The sequence below is a fragment of the Rhizobium sp. SG2393 genome (genome assembly GCF_042610495.1).
In the GTDB taxonomy this organism is placed as follows: Bacteria; Pseudomonadota; Alphaproteobacteria; order Rhizobiales; family Rhizobiaceae; genus RU20A.
In genome coordinates, this window is sequence record NZ_JBHGAP010000003.1 from 20,979 (window position 1) to 37,329 (window position 16,351).

Genomic DNA, 16,351 nt, shown 5'->3' on the forward strand with positions numbered 1-16,351 from the left:
CGCGCTCTCGCGCAGACATGAAAGCGCCCGCCGGATCTCTCCGGCGGGCATCAGGTCTGTCAGGCATGGCGTCGGCAAATGCTGCCGAACTTTGTCCAGCGTCAATACAGCGTCTTCACGTTCCATTTCTGGTTTGCGGCGCCCGAGCAGGGCCACTGGATGATGACACCGCCGGCTGCCTTGGAGGCCCAGGCGACATCCACGCACTTGCCCGAGAGCGGCGCCACGATCGAACCCCAGGTGCTGCTCTGGTCGATGGTGAAGACCTGGGCGGGAACGCCCACGCAATCCCATTGCTGGATGCGCGCGCCATCATTCTTGGACCCTTCCGACAGATCCATGCAGCGCCCGTTCGTCATGCTGACGAGATTCATGCCACCGTTGACGGCGTTGGTCTTCCAGATCTGGCGGGCATCGGAGGGATCGCAGGGCAGCTGCACGAGCTGCTGGCCGTTCTGGTTGACGTCCGATGCGGCCATGCACATGCCGGAGTTCTGGGACACGACCTGGATCACGCGAACCGGCCGGACGCTCCACTGCTGGTTTGCGCTGCCCGAGCAGGGCCACTGAATGACGCCGCCGCCCTCCGTCTTCAGCCCGTAGGCCACATCCACGCACTTGCCGGAATGGGCAGCCACGATCGGTGTCCATGCGCCGCTGCGGTCGAAGGTGAAGGACTGGTTCTTCCCACCCCAGCAATCCCATTGATGGATGTTTACGCCGTTGTTGGTGGAAATGCCGGAGACGTCCATGCAGCGGCCATTGCCGACGTTGATGACGTTGAAGCCGTCCGGCGAGGACTTGACCTTCCACAGCTGGCGGGCGTCACCCGTGTTGCAGGTGGACTGCACCAGTTGCTGCCCATTCGAGTTGTTGGACGATGCGGCAAGGCACATGCCGGTGTTCTGCGTCACGAGCTGGATGATGGTGGCCGAGGCGACAGCATTGCTGCCGCTGGTGCCGGAGTTGGACGTTCCGCCGTTGCCCGTGCCCGTACCCGTACCCGTGCCAGTGCCAGTGCCAGTGCCGGGGGTTCCGGTGTTGCCACCCGTTCCGGTGCTGCCGGAGGAGGCCGTGGTGGGCTTGGTGTAAGTGCTTGCCTGGATTTCGCAGCTCTTCGTCACGCCCGGGGCCGGGTCGCCGAAGGTCGCGTTGTTGCAGGCGACGAGATCGGTCATGGTGCGCGTGATGAAGTTGCCGTTTGCGCCATAACGCACCGTCTGGGTGCCAACGATCGGGCACTGGTCGTTTTCGTAGCTGCAGAAGGCCCAGCCGGAGGCCGTAATGCCGGTGCCCATGGGCGTCTTCGGCGTCGGCATGTCGTTCGGCACATTGTAGCCGGTATCGCCGGTCGGGCTCTTCAGGCGGATCAGCTTGCCAACGGAGGGCACGCCATCGGCACCGAAGGCAAAGACCAGGTAAAGGCCCGGCGTGGCATTGACCGCGTCATTCGGGAACACGACGTCGGCGGATGTGCCATTGGCCGAGAACTGCGCCTCGAAGAAGCGCTGGTCGGTGTTGTAGCTGTGCGTGGTGACGCCGCTCTTGACGATGGTGACGCGGCTGATCGGCGCGTCTGCGGTGATGCGGAACGTCTGGCCGAGCGAGACAGGCGTTTTCGGACCATCGACGATCGAGGGACGGATGGCGGGATTGCCGTTCTTGTCGAGCAAATAGTCCGGCGTGAAGATTTCGATGTCGTGGGCGGCGACCGGGCCGGGTGCGCCGCCACCGCCGGTCAGCACCCGGCCGTCCTTCATCAGAAGCGCCATCGAGTGGTAGAGGCGGGGCCGGTGCAGCGCCGCATCGAGGCGCCACTGGTTGTTGTCGGGATTGTAGATCTCGATGCGGTTGGCGACGTTGATCAGCTCGTTGTTGCCCTCAGCGCCGCCGGTCACGGCGATTTCGCCGTTGGCCATGACGGTGGCGGTGGCAAAGTGGCGCTTCAGGCGCATCGTCGTGTCGGTGGTCGTCACCGGCTTGGAGGGATCGGCGATCTTTGCGCGCAGATCATAGGTCGTGGCGAGATTGGAACCGGGATTCTTGTCGAAGTTGTTTCCCGGCGAACCGCCACCGATCTGCATGACACGGCCCGGCCGGAACATGACAGAGGTGGAGCTGGCGCCCCAGTTCGACCGGGTGATCGATGCGACGTCGCTATAGCCGCCATTGCCCTCGTAGCTCAGGACATAGGTATACTTTCCGGCGATCGAGAAGACGCGGCCGTTGCCGATCGGGTATTCATGCGGATACCAGAACGGATTGCCCGTGGTCGCGGGATCGCCCTGCTTCTGCGGCGAACCGGCCGTGCCGGGCAGCGTCTTCCACACACCGGTGCCCGGCGTGTTGATCTCGGCCGTCGAGGACGCGTTTGTCTGGTTTCCGTAGGCCGGCGATCCGCCATCGACGAGCACGCGCCCGTCCGGCAGGGTGGTCAGCGTCCCGTAGTAGCGGGGGTAGTTGAGCGCCGGGCTCTTGGTCATGCGGGTTGCGGCATAGTCATAGGTTGCCGCGTCGGACGCGTTGCTGGCTCCGCCGGCGAGAATGAGCTTGCCTGTCGCGGGATCAAGGACGCCGCCGACGCAGAAGGAGTTGAAATCGACGCCGTTTGGCAGCTGGATGCGCGCTTCCGGCCCCGTGCCCTTGGAAGGATCCCAGATCACGTAGTCCCAGCCGCCCTGATTGTCCTGGGGCGTGGTACCGAACGTCATGATGCGACCATCCGGCGTCAGCGCGGCGTGCACGGGGATCGACCCCCAGTTGATCACATCGGAAACCGTGCCGGCCTGCGCAACCCCGCCCAGGGGAAGCAGAAAGGCGGCAGATGCGGCAAGACGCCGTAAGTCCATTGCGCGTAACGTCATGAAACCCTCATTCGATCAAAAACTGATTTGTCCCGGAGGCTTCCCGACGAGTGTTTCGATCGGGAAGGCGCGGGAGGTAGTGCATTGAAATCGACTGACGGCACTCTTAGACGACGCTGATAAATGATCGATTACTTCCTGGGTTAAGTTGATATTAATGTTAATCTTTTAGGATCTTGCGATAGTTTCGGGAACGTTGAAAACCGCCTGTGTCGGGACGACAAAACCCGGTCCGGGTGCTTCACGCCGACAGAGGGTGGGTGACGACAAGCCGATGAAACGCATCACCCTGATCGGTCGCCGCACGAACTGGACTCCGCTGGCCGCTGTCCTGGCCGACCCGCATGTCAGCGTGCGGATTTTCCCGACGCCGGCTCCGGCGTTGGCGGCGGCTGTGGCCGACGAGACGGATGTTTTCGTCATCGACAGCGAGGATGATCCTGCTTCCGTCGAACATTTCATCCGCCGGATGACAGCCATGCGGCCCGCAGCCCCTGTCGTCGTCGCTGCGGACCACCGCGATCCGGCGCGCCTTGCCTTCATCGAGGCAGGCGCGGCGCTGTTGCTTCGCACCCCTGTCGATGCGCTGGAGCTGGTGGCAGCGGTGCAGAGCGCGCTCGCCGGTGCCGCGCGACCGCAGGTGGCCCATCTCCTGGACCAGTTGCCGGCCAAGCTCGCCCTTGTTCACCCCGACGGGACCATCGCGCTCGCAAACCGGGCGGCTGCCGGCTTCTGGCGGTCCCATGCGCAAGGCGAACTGCATCTCGGCCTCGCGGACGGTTCCAGCATCGAGGCGCTCGCCGCCCAGCCTTCCGTCGATCGCGCCTATCAGACCGGCAGGCTTCGTCTCGCCGGCCTGCAAGGGCAACCGCGCGACCATCTGGTCGTCGTTGCCAACGCACCGGGCATGGCCGACCAGGCGCCCTTGAGGGCGGTTCTGGCCATACCAGACGACGGGCGCGAAACCGCGCAGCGCCCACCTGCTTTCGAGGATGCGCTGACAGGTCTTGCGACGCTGATTGGTCTTGCCAGCCGTTCGGATCGGGTTGCGGCGCTGCACGTCGTTCACATTGCCGGTCTTGCCGATATCAACCGCACCTTCGGCATCATCGTCGGCAACGGGCTGGTCGACGCTGTCTCTGCACGGCTGACGACGCTTGCTGCCGAAGCCAGGCTGACAGTCGCCCGCGTCACCGGCAATGAGTTCGCCCTTCTGCAGATCGCACCCGACATGGCCGCCGTCGAGGCGCTGGCGCGGCGGCTGGCGGCGGTGGTCAATGATGTCGTTATCTTCGCGGGGCAGCAGCTCGAGGCCGATGCGCGGGTGGGTGTCGCCTGTTTTCCGCAGGACGGCGCGGAGCCCGGCGCACTCATCGGCGCGGCAACCGCATCGGTTCTTCACGCCCGATTGGGTGCGGGCGCAGACGGCGTGGTCTTCGCCAGTCCGCGCGGCGAGACCGTTGCGAAACCCGATCGCGGGACAGCCTTGCGGCAGGCGCTGGAGGAGGATGCGCCGTCCTTCTATTACCAGCCACAGGTCGAGTTCCGCACCGGCCGTTACGATGGCGTCGAGGCCTTGCTGCGTTGGTCGCGCGGCGATGCGGGAGAAGTCGCGCCGACCGAAGTCATCGCGCTGGCGGAAAGGGACGGATGTCTGCCTGCTCTCACCGGCTGGGCCGCCGCCCGTCTGGGGCGGGAGCATGGCCGGCTCGTGCAGAGCGCGGGAGCGCCGCTGCGCCTGTCGCTGCATCTGTCGGCGGCGCAACTCGGTCTGCCCGACCTCGGACGACTGCTGCTGCCCCTGCTTGAGCAAGGTGTCGGCCCTGTCGAGCTCATTCTTGCCGTCCGCACGGTCGCAGACGACACGCCACACTGCCGTGCGACACTTCAGGCCCTGTCGGACCTTGGCTTCGGTCTCTGCCTGAGCCTTTCCGAGAATGACGCGCTTCCGGATCCGTCCCTTGCCGTCGACCGGATCAAGATCGATGCCCGCAACGAGATGGTGCTCCAGCGGTTGCGGTTCCCGGGAGACGGGACGCGACCCGCGGTGACGGGCGCGAATGTGGAAGAGGCCACACAGCTTGTCGCGTTACGTGCGGCGGGCTGCGTTGGCGCCCAGGGCTATTACATCCAGCCGCCGGTTTCCCTGATGGAGATGATCGCCGCGTTGCGGACGGGGTTGTGACGCCGAGCGCTGTTGATGCCCAAAGCGATTGCTCACAGACCGGAAAGCGCTGCGCGCTCGAGGACCAGCGCGAGGACAAGGCCCAGCGCCAGATGCGGTCCGAAGCGCAGGGCCGAACGCCGTGTGACCTCTTCACCGCGCATGCGGCGCAAGCCGATTTCGACGAGACCGGTCAGACATGCGGCGAGAAGCAGAATGTTGAGCCCCGCCAGTCCCAGCCGCAGCGTGGCGGCGGCCAGGAACTTCACATCGCCGAGGCCAAGCCCGTTGTGGCCGCGCAGGTGCCGGTAGGCAAGTCTCAGCAGCAGCAGAAGGCCGAGCACGATGCCCGTATCCACGAGACGCCAGACAAGGTCGGTGCCAGCCACATAGCTGGCCGCCAGCCCCACAGAGGCGATCAGCGCGTTGCAGGCGTCCGGCAGGATGCCGCGCCGCCAGTCGATCAGAGCCGCGACGGCGCAGAGCGCCACAAGTGCCGCATCAAGCGCCAGCAGCAGGATAGAGGTGTCGGCAACAGGCATCGGTGTCGTCTCGCTCCGGTCGGATATGCCCTGACCCGGCACTCGCGTTGATGATTGCGCGGGGCGAAGCCCGGTGCCGGCGTGTCCGGCAGTCCAGAGTTTCGCTTGCCCGCCTTGTCCGAGGCTTCAGCCTGCCTTTGGCTGGTTTGTTCACCTTTGTTTGCTAGCACACAGGCGAAGGCCACCTCGTCCGGCTATCCTTGAGAGATGTGACAGACATGACGAACCCCTGTTCCGACATTGCCGAAACAAACAAGACCAAGGTGCCGGATGGTGGGCAGGCGGGTTTCACGCTGGTCGAACTGCTTGTCGTTCTCGCCATCATCGCGCTTCTGGCGACGCTGATCGGCCCGAAGGTGCTCGGCTATCTCGGCGGCGCCCGGCGCGACACGGTGCAGATGCAGATCCGCAACCTCGCTTCCGCCGTCGATCTCTACTATCTCTCCACCGGCACCTATCCGACGCCCGAGCAGGGTCTTGGCGCGCTGGTGGATGCGCCGGCCGGGCAGGCCGGCTGGAGCGGCCCCTACATCCAGAACCGGTCCGCGCTGACCGATCCCTGGGGTCACCCTTACGTCTACAGCCGGTCGGGCACCGGCTATGTCATCTCCTCGCTCGGCCGCGACGGAAAGCCGGGCGGCGAAGGCGAGGATGCCGACATCACCAACGGCGCACTGTAAGGGCCGGAACCTCAGGGCGTCATCAGTTCGCCAAGCCGCTTCACCATCTCGTCGGTGGTCAGCGTATTGGGGATCTGCGCGACGATTTCGCCATCCCGCAACAGCGTATAATTGGTGGAATGATCGACGGGATAGTCGCCCGTTCCGTCGCCGTGGCGGATGACCACGGCCTTCAGCGACCATGCCAGCGCATCCACGGCCTCCACCGGTCCGGAAAGGCCGATGATCTTGTCGCCGAAGGGCGACATGTAGGCCTTGAGGACGTCCGGCGTGTCGCGCTGCGGGTCGCCTGTCACGAAGACCATGGAGAGCCTGCGCCGCATCGCGTCCGGCAGGGTATCGGCGAGGACCGACAGTTCCTGCAGGGTCGTCGGGCAGATATCCGGGCAGTGGGTATAGCCGAAGAACACCAGCGCATAGCGCCCGGAAAACGCCTTCTCCGTCACCGTCGCGCCGTTCTGGTCGGTGAGCGAGAAGGACAGGGGCGCGGCCGCCAGGGCGCTGGTGCAGGTTGCGCCGAGAGCCAGCAGGCAGGAGAGGCCGATGATGCGCAGTGCGGTCCGCATGGTTCGTTCCATTGAGAGTTGGTCAGGGCAGGGTTGGTCAGGGAAGGGCGGGCGGCGTCGCCGCGCCGAGCGTTTCCAGCGCGGCACGGTAGGTGAGCGTTCGGATATCGGCGCCGCGCGTCATGATCACGGTTTCGGCTTCGATGTGGCGGATCAGCCAGCCATCGACGGTGTCGCCTTCCGCGTGCCAGACATCGGGCGCGCTGCGAAACATCACCCGGCGTTCGTCGCCGGCCAGCAGGATGCCGCCGATGACGGGCGTGACCTCCACAGGCGCGGCCGTCGGCTGCGCCGCGACGGCATCGAGCGAGGCGAGCGACGTTTCCCGCCGGTGGAACGGGTCGAAGGGGGCAAGGTCGATGAAGGCGCCGGGCTGGAGAGCGGCGGATGCGCCGGGCTCTCCGGATCCGGCCGCGGGAAACGACAGATCTCCGGCGCCGCCCGTGGGCAGGGTCACGATGCCGGCGGCGATCGTCGCCGAGACCAGAAGCGCCAGCAGCGCAAGCCGGTCGGCCTGCCCGAAGCGGGCCTTTCCCTCCGGAGATGCGGGCGGGCTGCCGGTTTCCGGCAGGGTGACGAGCTTCACGGCCGGGTCTCCTTCACGAAGAGGCCGCTGACGACGAGCTGGACGGAAAGCCTGAGCGGGCTCACGTGATCGTCGCGGTCCGGAATGCCTTGCGCGGCAATCGCCATCTGAGTGATTGTCAGTGTCGGCTGACCGCCCGCGAGCGTCGTGGCAAATTGCGCGAGGCCCGCCGGTGTCGCTTCGGCCGTGAAGGCGATATCGATGCGCGCCTGCCCGGCCTCGGCCGGTGCATCCCCGCCGACGGACAGGATGCGCATGCCGGATGGCGGCGCGGCGGCCGACAGGCGCTCGACCATCAGCGCGCGCGCCGCATCGCGGCTTTCGGCCCTGACGACCGGCGCGCGTCTCGCCAGCGCCATGACGGCGGCAAGACGCGTCTCGGCGGCATCGAGCACGGCCTGTTCGGTCGCCTGAGCCTCCAGCGCCTCGCGATAGCGGTCGAAGGGAGCGGAAAGGAGGGGAAGCACCGCAAGCCCGAGCGCCAGAAGGATGCCGAGCGCCGCTGCCCGGCTGGCGAGGCCGCGGGTGTCGAGCGCGATCATCGGGAAACCCCGCGCCGCATCAGGCTGAAGGTCGCGGTGCCCGATCCTGCCGGTGGCTCCGCCCGCAGAACGGCCGAGCCCGTCATCGCCTCGGCAAGGGCCGCGACATCGCCGGCGGCGAGTGACACGGTCACCTTGCCATCGGCAAGCATGAGGGTCTGCAGCGTTGCATTGGCGGGCAGCCTCGCGGCGATCTCGTCCAGCACGTCATTGGCCGAGGGCATGGCGGCAAGGTCGAGGGCGGCCGGTGTCGCTGCGGGGATCGTTTGCAGCCGGTGCATGATGTCGGCGCGACGCTCCTCGATGAGGCGCGTCTGCCGCTCCACGCGGTCGGCGAGAAGGAAGGGGATGGCGCAGACGAGAAGCACGGCGCCGGCAAGCCCGATCCGCGCCGGCCAGCCGAGCGTCCGCAGAAAGGCGCGCAGGCCCGGTTCGTCGCGGGAGAGAAGATCGACCGGCACGGGCCGGCCCTCGCCATGGCCCACCGTGAGGCGCACGAGCGTCAGCCCCTCGGCCTCGAGCGCCTGGCGGATCGCGGCGATCCGATCGCGGGCAAGAAGGACGTGGCGCAGATGCAGCCGCCCGGCCTCCGGCTCCTCGCTCTCCACATACCAGTCGGCATGGACGTCGTTGGGGGAAAGCGGCGTGTTCTCCGCCGTCTCGATCGCCATCAGCCGGCGCGCCTCGCGCAGGGCACGCTTCGGCAGGGTGCTCTTGCGGATCAGGCACAGCGCGCGCGGCACGTCGAGGCTGACGGTGCGCGCGCGTCCCTTCGGCGCCAGGGCGGCGGCGATCCCGGAAAGGCCGGCGGCATCGGCGATATACTCGACCTTTTCTCCGGCCTTCAGGGTCAGCGATCCCTCCTCGTCGAGAAAGATGTCGATGGCACAGGCGGCACGGCGCGGCGCGCGGGCCAGCAGGGCGGCCGGAACCATGGCCCGCAATTCACCCAGCCACCACGACAGGACGCGTTCGCCCAGGTCGCTCAGGGCCGGCGTCTGGCCGATCGATTTGTCCGCCTGTCGTGCGGATGGGTGCATCGGGGGAGGATCCTTGGCTGTCGTGCCGGCGTTTAAACCTTTCTAAACCTTGATCCCTTACGCTTCGTTAAAATTTCGGCAGCGGCAAACGGCGTCAACGCATGCTCATCTGGGGATCCAAGAACCGACCGGCACAGCCGCGCCCTGACCGGCGCACGGCCGGGCGCATGCCTGACCTGTCCCCGGCCGATCGTTTCCTCGACTTTCTCGTCACGGAGGGGCATCTGGAGGCCGCGCAGGCCGAGCGGCTGCGCGCGGCGCTGGCGGCCGGACGGCTGGACTGCCTGCCGGTGCTCATCACCGAACTCGGCTTCATGGCCGAGGCGGAGCTGACGGGCGCGCTCTGCCGCTTCAGCGGCCTGTCGCCCCATGCCGGCCAGGCCCTGCCCGAAGCGCCGCTCTTTGCCGGGCGCCTGTCGCGGGAGTTCTGCCAGCGCAAGCGCTTCCTCGCCGTCGCCGACCACGAGGACGGGGCGGAGATCGCGCTGGTCGATCCGCTCGACGAAGAGCTGATGGCGGCCATCGCCTATGCGCTCGCCCGTCCCGTCACCTTCCGCGTCATCGGCCCCGTTTCCTGCGAGGCCGGGCTGAAGGCCGTTTTCGGCTCGGAGACGGTGGAGGAGGAAGACGACAGCGATTTCGTCGATGATGCCCTCGACCGGCTGGAAGACCTTTCCCGCCGCGCGCCGATCATCCGGCTGACCAACCATCTCTTCCGCGCTGCCTTCGACCACGGGGCGACCGACATCCATGTCGAGCCGGGCGAAAACGACGTCGCGGTGCGCTACCGCGTCGATGGCATGCTGGTGCATCCCGAGACCTATCCCAAGGCGCTGATGAGCGGGCTGACCACGCGGCTGAAGATCCTTGCCGGCCTCAACATCGCCGAACGCCGCCTGCCGCAGGACGGACGCCTGAAGATGGTCGATCGCGGCAGCGAGGTGGATGTGCGCGTTTCCGTGCTGCCGACACCGCATGGCGAGAGCATCGTGATGCGTCTTCTGGGCCGCAGCCTCGCGGCCGACGGGTTCCCCAATCTCGGTTTTTCGCCCCGTCAGGCCGAGCAGATCGCAGGCATGAGCGGCCGCCCGAACGGCCTGCTCCTGGTCACCGGCCCCACCGGCAGCGGCAAGACGACCACGCTTTACACCGCGCTTTCCGCGATCAACGACCGCACCCGCAAGATCATCACCGTGGAAGACCCGGTCGAATACCGGATCGGCGGCGTGACGCAGGTGCAGACCCAGGCCGATATCGGCCTCGATTTCGCAACCGCGCTGCGGTCCATTCTGCGACAGGATCCCGATGTCGTGATGATCGGCGAAATCCGCGATGGAGAGACGGCGCGTATCGCCGTGCAGGCGGCGCTGACGGGCCACCTCGTGCTGTCGACGCTGCATACGAATTCCGCCGCGGCGACCGTGACGCGCCTCATCGACATGGGCCTTCAGCCCTATCTCCTGGCGGCCGTGCTGAACGGCGTTCTGGCCCAGCGCCTCGTGCGCCTGCTGTGCACCGACTGCCGCCTGCCCACGATCGCGACACGCGAGGCGGAGACCATCATCCGCCGGCACCGGCCGGATCTGAAGCCCGGTCCGCTGCGTCTGTTCAACGCCTGCGGCTGCGAGCACTGCGGCGGCACCGGCTATCGCGGCCGCACAGTAGTGGCCGAGGTGATGGAAGTGGACCGCGTGATGCGCGAAATGATCGCCGATGGCGTTCCCGAGCTGACGCTGTCCAGCCACATGCGCGCCGAAGGCATCCACGGGCTCGCCCGCGCCGGCATCGACAAGGCGCTGGCCGGCGAGGTCGCCTTCGAGGACGTGATGCGAACGCTCGATCTCGCCGGCGAGGAAACCGCAGCGGGAGCGGCGGCGTGATGGGCTTCGAGTTTTCCGGCATCGACGCCGAGGGGCGGCGCAAGACCGGCCGCGTCGAGGCGCCAACGCGGGAAACGGCGCTGGCGACACTGCGCGGTGCCGGCGTGCGCGTGACGGACATCCGGGCGGCGAGCGAGGACCTGCCCTTCTGGAAACGCGATCTTCTGGGCGGTGACCGGCCGGGACGCAAGGATGTGCTGGCCTTCCTCATCGATTTCTCCACCCTGCTCGGCGCCAGCCTGCCGGTGGACAAGGCCCTGAAGCTTTCGGCGCGCCAAGCGACGAAGCGCATGCGTCCGGTGGTCCAGTCGCTGACGGAGAATGTGGTGGCGGGCCGCGCGCTCTCCGAGGCGATGCGCGGCCATCCGCAGGTTTTTTCGCCCACGGCCATCGAAATGGTGAAGGCCGGCGAGATGACCGGCACGCTCTCCGAGATTTTCGAGCGTCTCGCCGAGACCTCGCGCCGGCAGGAGGAGATGCGCAGTGCCGTCACCTCGGCGCTGATCTATCCGGCCCTGCTCGTGGTTCTGTCGATCGTCATCATCATCGTCGTGGTTTCCTCGCTCCTGCCCTCGATTGCGCCACTCTTCGATGCGCCCGGTGTCGTCGCGCCGCTGCCGATCCGTCTGATGCAGGGCGCGCAACGGCTGATCGCCGAGGACTGGCCGGTGCTCTGTGCAGGGTTCATCGTCTTGCTCGCGGCCCTCGTCGTCTGGTGGCGCAATCCCGCCGCGCGGGCCTGGCGCAACCGGCTGCTCCGGCGCACGCCGCTTCTTGGCGACCTGCTCATCGAAATCGATGTCGGCCGCACGTGCCGGGTGCTCGCCGCGCTGGTCGCCGCGCGCGTTTCCATGCCGCGGGCGCTGGCGGTGGTGGAGAGCCTGCCGGCGGGGATCGCTTTCCGGGAAACGCTGTCGGCGGCCCGATACCGGCTGCAGGAAGGGGCACGGCTTGCCGATGCGCTGGAGCCGATGCGGGCCGACGCGCCGCATATGGTCGATATGATCCGTACGGGCGAGGAGGTGAACCGCCTCGATACCATGCTGCTGCGGGTGGCGGATTTTTCCGAGGAGAACGCCCGCACCCGCATCGACCGGCTGTTCACGCTTTTGACCCCCGTCATCACCTGCGTCATGGGCCTCGTCATCGGCGGGCTCATCATGATGATCATGACCTCCATCCTGTCGATCAACGATCTCGCGGCCACGCCATGATCCGGGCAGGCGAGGGGACGGGCGCGGCAGCGGGCGAAGGATTGGACGGGCGCGGCGCGGCGGGCTTCACGCTCGTCGAGATGCTGGTCGTGTTGGCCATCGTCGCCGTCATCGCCAGCGTCAGCCTGCTCGGCACGGGCGCGTCCCGGGAGGCGAGACAGGCGGCGGAAGCAGCAAGTGCGGTGGCGGCCGGGCTGCGTCAGGCACGGCTTTCCGCCATCCGGACGGGCTTGCCCGTGAGCGTCGGCTTCGTCCCGTCGCCGGGCGGCGTCACGATGACGGGTCCACGGGCGCTCACGCTCCAGCCGCAGGTCGCCATTGTCGCGCAGGGCGCAAGACGGCCGCTGCGCGCCGGAGAGGCGGGCGAAGACGGTCAGGGCGGCACCATCCTTTTCCTGCCGGACGGCCGGTCCTCCGGTGGACAGGTTCAGGTCACGGTCGGCGCCGTCAGCCGCGAGATCCGCATCAACTGGCTGACAGGGCTCGTCAGCGAGGCCGGCCATGCCGCGCGATAGCACTGCCGAAACCGGCGAGGAGGGCATGATGCTGACGGAAGTGCTGGTGGCGCTTGCCATCCTCTCACTTCTGTCGATTGCCATGTTCCGCGTTTTCGCCACCACCGCCGACACGGTCCGCCGGGTGGAGCAATCCCGCCGCAATCTCGATATTGCCGAAGACATTCTTTCCGGCCTGACCCGAAAGCCGGACGTGAAGGCGGGACGGACGGGCGGCACCACCGATGGCGTCACCTGGCAGGTCGATCTCGTGCCCGTGGCAGGTGCCCGGCCGGGCGCGGGGCCGGATGCCCTCGTCGCGCGCATTCGTGTCGGTGACCTTGCCGCCCCGCCGCTCCTGACCTCCGTGGTGATCGGAGACGCGCCATGACCGCCCATGCGCCGGAGATCTGCGATCCCGAGGGCGGCGAGGCCGGCCTGACACTGGTGGAACTGCTGGTCGTGATCGGGCTGATGGCGCTGATCGGCGTCTTCATTTCGGGCGGGCTGACCGCGATCCGGGCCGCCGTCCCGCTGTCGCGCATGATGGATGCGAGCGACGAAACGGCGCTTGCCCGCGACCACCTGCGCAAGACCATATCGGAGGCCGTGTCGCAAAGCCTCCTGCCGCAGGATCTCTATTTCGAGGGAACGGCGCAGCAGCTCGGCTTCGTGGCATCGGCCGATCCCGTCTTCGAGGCGCCGGGACTGGTCAGGGTTCGGCTTTCCGTCGAGATGGTGGACGGTGTGCCGGCGCTGGTGGAACGGCGACGGCTGGACCGCGACGGCGCGGCGGAGACCGGGGCGGCCGTGCTGATTGCAGGAATAGGCGGGGCTGCCTTCACCTACGCCCGCGGCGATGCTGTGCTGGCGGAAATCCGCAAGGGCGATCCCCTGCCGGATCGCCTCGCCATCACGCTCACCTTCCCGCCGGGTGACCGGCGACAGTTCCGTCCCCTGGAGATCCCGATCGTCTGCGCGCCGCCGGCAAGCAAAAATTAAGCCCGGGCGGGCGATAATGCCGCGTTTTCAGGAGCGAGGGGGCGTGGCGGACAAGAGAGTGGCGGGAACGAAGGTTTTCCCGAATTTCCAGCATCTGCCGCAGCCCTTGTCGCCCCGGCTTCTGGCCGGGCTGCGCGTGGCGGTGCTCGCGCTCTATCTCGGTCTCATCGCCCTCCTCATCCTGTCGCCCGCCCATGGCCTGCTGGTCTTCTGGGGCCTTGCCGTGCCGGCGCTTCCCGCGCTGCTCGTCATCGCGCCCGGCCTCTGGCGTGCGGTCTGCCCGATGTCCTTTGCCAATCAGGCCCCTTCGCTGCTCGGCTTCGGGCGCAGCCGGTCGCTGCCAATGCGGCTTGCCGCGCGCGCCTTTCCGATCGCCGTCGGCCTCTTCGTGCTTGGCGTCGCGCTGCGGCCTGTGGTCCTCAACGGCAGCGGTGCGGCCGTTGCCGCGCTGCTCGTCGTCCTGCCGCTGCTTGCCTTTGCCGGCGGCGTTCTCTTCAAGGGGCGCAGCGGCTGGTGCGGCACCTTCTGCCCGCTCGGGCCCCTGCAGCGCGAATACGGCCATGCGCCGACAATCGTCATTGCGAACACGCAGTGCGGCACCTGTGTCGGCTGCCAGAGCGGCTGCTATGATTTTGCACCGCAGGCGACCCTCTTCGACGACGTGCTGGCCGAGGATCCGCGCCGGGCGGGGCAGCGGCGCTTCTTCATGAGCATGATGCCCGGCATGATCGCCGGCTACTTCCTTCAGGCCGATGCCGGCTATGGTTACGGCCTGTGGCTCGTGATCTTCCTCGGTTCCATCCTCGCCACCGTCGGCCTTTACCAGTTTGCAATCAGCTTCCTCGGCACGGACCCGGCCCGCACGGCTTCCGTGTTCGCGGCATCGGCGGTGGCGCTGTTCTATATCCTGGTGGCCGGGATGGTCGAGCATGCCCTGGAGGCCCTCAGCGGACTGGAGGTTCCCGATGTCTTCGAACTGGTCGTGGCTGCCGTCGGCCTGCTGGCTGCCGGAACCCTGCTGTTCCAGTCGTTTCGCCTGACGTCACGCTATGATGCCGCGGCTGCCACCGTGACGCCTGGCTCTTCCGGCACCATCGGCCTCAGCGTGTCCGTCGAGGATCGCGGCACGGGCCGTATCTTCAGCGCGGACATCGGCCAGACGCTGCTGGCGGCCATGCAGGCGGCCGGCCTTCCCATGGTCGGCGTCTGCCGCGCCGGTGCCTGTGGGTCCGACCCGGTGGTGATCCTCGAGGGGGGCGACCATCTCTCGGAGATCGGCGCCGACGAAAAGGCTACGCTGGCGCGTCTCGCCATGCCGCCGGCCGCGCGCCTTGCCTGCCAGGCGGTCATTTCCGGCCCGCTCGTCATCGATACGGATGTCGCCCGCCACCGGACACGTGCCGAGGCAGGGCGAGGCAGACCTGCGGAAGGAGGCGAAGACCGCTCCGTGGGCATGCTCGTCACCCGGGCGGAGTTTGGCGCGGCGGCAGGCCGGATCCCGATCGATCAGGCAGATCTCGCCGGTGTCGGCCATGTCGTCATCATCGGCAATGGTGTGGCGGGTTCGACAGTTGCCGAGGAGCTTCGGCGGATCAGCCGGAGCGTGCGCATCACGCTGCTTTCGATCGAGCGGCATGCCTTCTACAACCGCATGGCGCTTGCTCCGGTCGCCGCCGGGCAGGAAAGTCTCGAGCGGATTTCCATGATCGATGCGGGCTGGGCGCAGCGCGTCGGTGTGTCGGTCCGTCTGGGCACGCGCGTCTCGTCCATCGACCGGGCCGCACGCAGCGTCACCACGCTCACCGGCGAAACCATCGCCTATGACAGGCTGGTACTTGCGACCGGCGCACGGGCGAGCCTTCCGGTGCCAGGCTTCCTAGGCCGTGCCAACGGCTTCGTCATGCGCACCGCCCATGACGCGCTGGCCATTTCCGATTGCGTCAGGCGCACGAATGCAAGGCGGGTTCTGGTGCTCGGCGGCGGCGTTCTGGGTGTCGAGACGGCGGAGGCGCTGGCGCGCTCGGGGCTTTCTGTCGGCATCATCCACCGCGGCCGGCACCTCATGGAGCGCCAGCTCGACAGCATCGGCGCGCGGCTTCTGGAGCAATATCTGGCCGGCCTCGACATCGACATCGTGACAGGTGCGCGCATCGAACGGCTGATCGGCGACGATAGGCTGACGGCGGTCAAACTCGAACGGCTGCCGGCGATGAATGCTGATATGTTCATCGCGGCGATCGGCAACACGGCCAATACCGAGCTGGCCACCAATTGCGGCCTTGCCACAAGGCGGGGCATTCTCGTCGATGGGCGCATGCGGACCGCCGACCCCGCCATTTTCGCCATCGGAGACTGCACCGAACAGGACGGTGTGGTCAGCGGTCTCTGGTCGAGTGCCGTCACCCATGCGCGCATCGCTGCCGCCGCCATCCTGGATATGGAGGCGCCCGTCGTATCCGAAACATCCAGGCCGGTCCTGCAACTGAAGAGCGCCGGCATCGATCTCCTCAGCGTCGGGACCGTCTTTCCCAAAGACCCGAAGATCGAAGTCCTCACGGCCCCGGCCTTCTCGTCGATGTGGTGGCGGATTGCCCTTGAGGACGGCGCGATCGTTGGCGCAAACGTCATCGGTCCTGCCGGCTCGCTCGGCGCCATCCGCCGCCAGCTCGCCGCCGGCACACTCGACCCTGCGCTCATGGAAAGCCTGCGGGCGGGCCGCCTGACGAGCGCCCTGCCGGCCTGAGCCGCGTTAAGCGCATCATTCTCGTGACCGCCTT

At 67.3% G+C, this 16,351-nt stretch carries 14 protein-coding genes; 8 read left to right on the forward strand and 6 right to left on the reverse strand.

Going from position 1 to position 16,351, the window contains the following annotated elements; all coding sequences use genetic code 11:
- Nucleotides 1-101: 101 nt before the first annotated feature.
- The gene (locus ACED18_RS10805) at nt 102-2,864 is read right to left on the reverse strand and encodes an RICIN domain-containing protein (RefSeq protein ID WP_377291970.1); all 2,763 of its coding nucleotides are present in this window, start codon (nt 2,862-2,864) and stop codon (nt 102-104) included.
- Nucleotides 2,865-3,138: 274 nt separating this feature from the next.
- On the opposite strand from ACED18_RS10805, the gene ACED18_RS10810 reads away from it, so the two are divergent.
- On the forward strand, nt 3,139-5,049 hold the full coding sequence (locus ACED18_RS10810; RefSeq protein WP_377291972.1) for an EAL domain-containing protein: 1,911 nt from the start codon (nt 3,139-3,141) through the stop codon (nt 5,047-5,049).
- Nucleotides 5,050-5,081: 32 nt separating this feature from the next.
- Here the strand turns inward: ACED18_RS10810 and ACED18_RS10815 are convergent, their stop codons facing one another.
- A complete protein-coding gene (locus ACED18_RS10815; RefSeq protein WP_377291974.1) occupies nt 5,082-5,570 on the reverse strand; it encodes a prepilin peptidase in 489 nt (162 codons plus the stop codon).
- A gap of 218 nt (nt 5,571-5,788) precedes the next feature.
- Between ACED18_RS10815 and gspG the strand changes: the two genes are divergently transcribed.
- Nucleotides 5,789-6,250, forward strand: a complete 462-nt coding sequence (gspG, locus tag ACED18_RS10820) for a type II secretion system major pseudopilin GspG (protein ID WP_377291976.1) — start codon at nt 5,789-5,791, stop codon at nt 6,248-6,250.
- An 11-nt stretch (nt 6,251-6,261) separates the two neighbouring features.
- Here gspG and ACED18_RS10825 read toward each other — a convergent pair whose 3' ends face one another.
- Genes ACED18_RS10825 through ACED18_RS10840 form a run of 4 tightly spaced genes read right to left on the reverse strand, consistent with a single transcriptional unit; the run spans nt 6,262 to nt 8,984 of the window.
- Nucleotides 6,262-6,816, reverse strand: a complete 555-nt coding sequence (locus ACED18_RS10825; protein ID WP_377291978.1) for an SCO family protein — start codon at nt 6,814-6,816, stop codon at nt 6,262-6,264.
- Nucleotides 6,817-6,853: 37 nt separating this feature from the next.
- Nucleotides 6,854-7,402 carry a hypothetical protein gene (locus ACED18_RS10830; RefSeq protein ID WP_377291980.1) on the reverse strand — a complete coding sequence of 183 codons (549 nt, stop codon included), beginning with the start codon at nt 7,400-7,402 and terminating at the stop codon, nt 6,854-6,856.
- A complete protein-coding gene (locus tag ACED18_RS10835; RefSeq protein WP_377291983.1) occupies nt 7,399-7,944 on the reverse strand; it encodes a GspMb/PilO family protein in 546 nt (181 codons plus the stop codon). The genes ACED18_RS10830 and ACED18_RS10835 overlap by 4 nt, the downstream gene beginning before the upstream one ends.
- Complete coding sequence (locus ACED18_RS10840; protein ID WP_377291985.1) at nt 7,941-8,984, reverse strand: hypothetical protein; 1,044 nt, start codon at nt 8,982-8,984, stop codon at nt 7,941-7,943. The genes ACED18_RS10835 and ACED18_RS10840 overlap by 4 nt, the downstream gene beginning before the upstream one ends.
- Nucleotides 8,985-9,151: 167 nt before the next feature.
- On the opposite strand from ACED18_RS10840, the gene ACED18_RS10845 reads away from it, so the two are divergent.
- From ACED18_RS10845 to ACED18_RS10870, 6 genes are read left to right on the forward strand one after another with little or no spacing between them, the layout of a single operon-like run.
- Nucleotides 9,152-10,864, forward strand: a complete 1,713-nt coding sequence (locus ACED18_RS10845) for a GspE/PulE family protein (RefSeq protein WP_377291987.1) — start codon at nt 9,152-9,154, stop codon at nt 10,862-10,864.
- Nucleotides 10,864-12,078 (forward strand): type II secretion system F family protein, encoded by a 1,215-nt coding sequence (locus tag ACED18_RS10850; protein ID WP_377292352.1) that lies wholly within the window; start codon nt 10,864-10,866, stop codon nt 12,076-12,078. The genes ACED18_RS10845 and ACED18_RS10850 overlap by 1 nt, the downstream gene beginning before the upstream one ends.
- On the forward strand, nt 12,075-12,593 hold the full coding sequence (locus ACED18_RS10855; protein ID WP_377291989.1) for a GspH/FimT family pseudopilin: 519 nt from the start codon (nt 12,075-12,077) through the stop codon (nt 12,591-12,593). Before ACED18_RS10850 ends, ACED18_RS10855 begins: the two co-directional genes overlap by 4 nt.
- Nucleotides 12,580-12,963, forward strand: a complete 384-nt coding sequence (locus tag ACED18_RS10860) for a type II secretion system protein J (RefSeq protein ID WP_377291991.1) — start codon at nt 12,580-12,582, stop codon at nt 12,961-12,963. The genes ACED18_RS10855 and ACED18_RS10860 overlap by 14 nt, the downstream gene beginning before the upstream one ends.
- Entirely contained in the window at nt 12,960-13,574 is a 615-nt protein-coding gene (locus tag ACED18_RS10865) for a type II secretion system protein J (protein ID WP_377291993.1), read from the forward strand. Before ACED18_RS10860 ends, ACED18_RS10865 begins: the two co-directional genes overlap by 4 nt.
- Nucleotides 13,575-13,617: 43 nt before the next feature.
- Nucleotides 13,618-16,317 carry an FAD-dependent oxidoreductase gene (locus ACED18_RS10870; RefSeq protein WP_377291995.1) on the forward strand — a complete coding sequence of 900 codons (2,700 nt, stop codon included), beginning with the start codon at nt 13,618-13,620 and terminating at the stop codon, nt 16,315-16,317.
- Nucleotides 16,318-16,351: the final 34 nt, after the last annotated feature.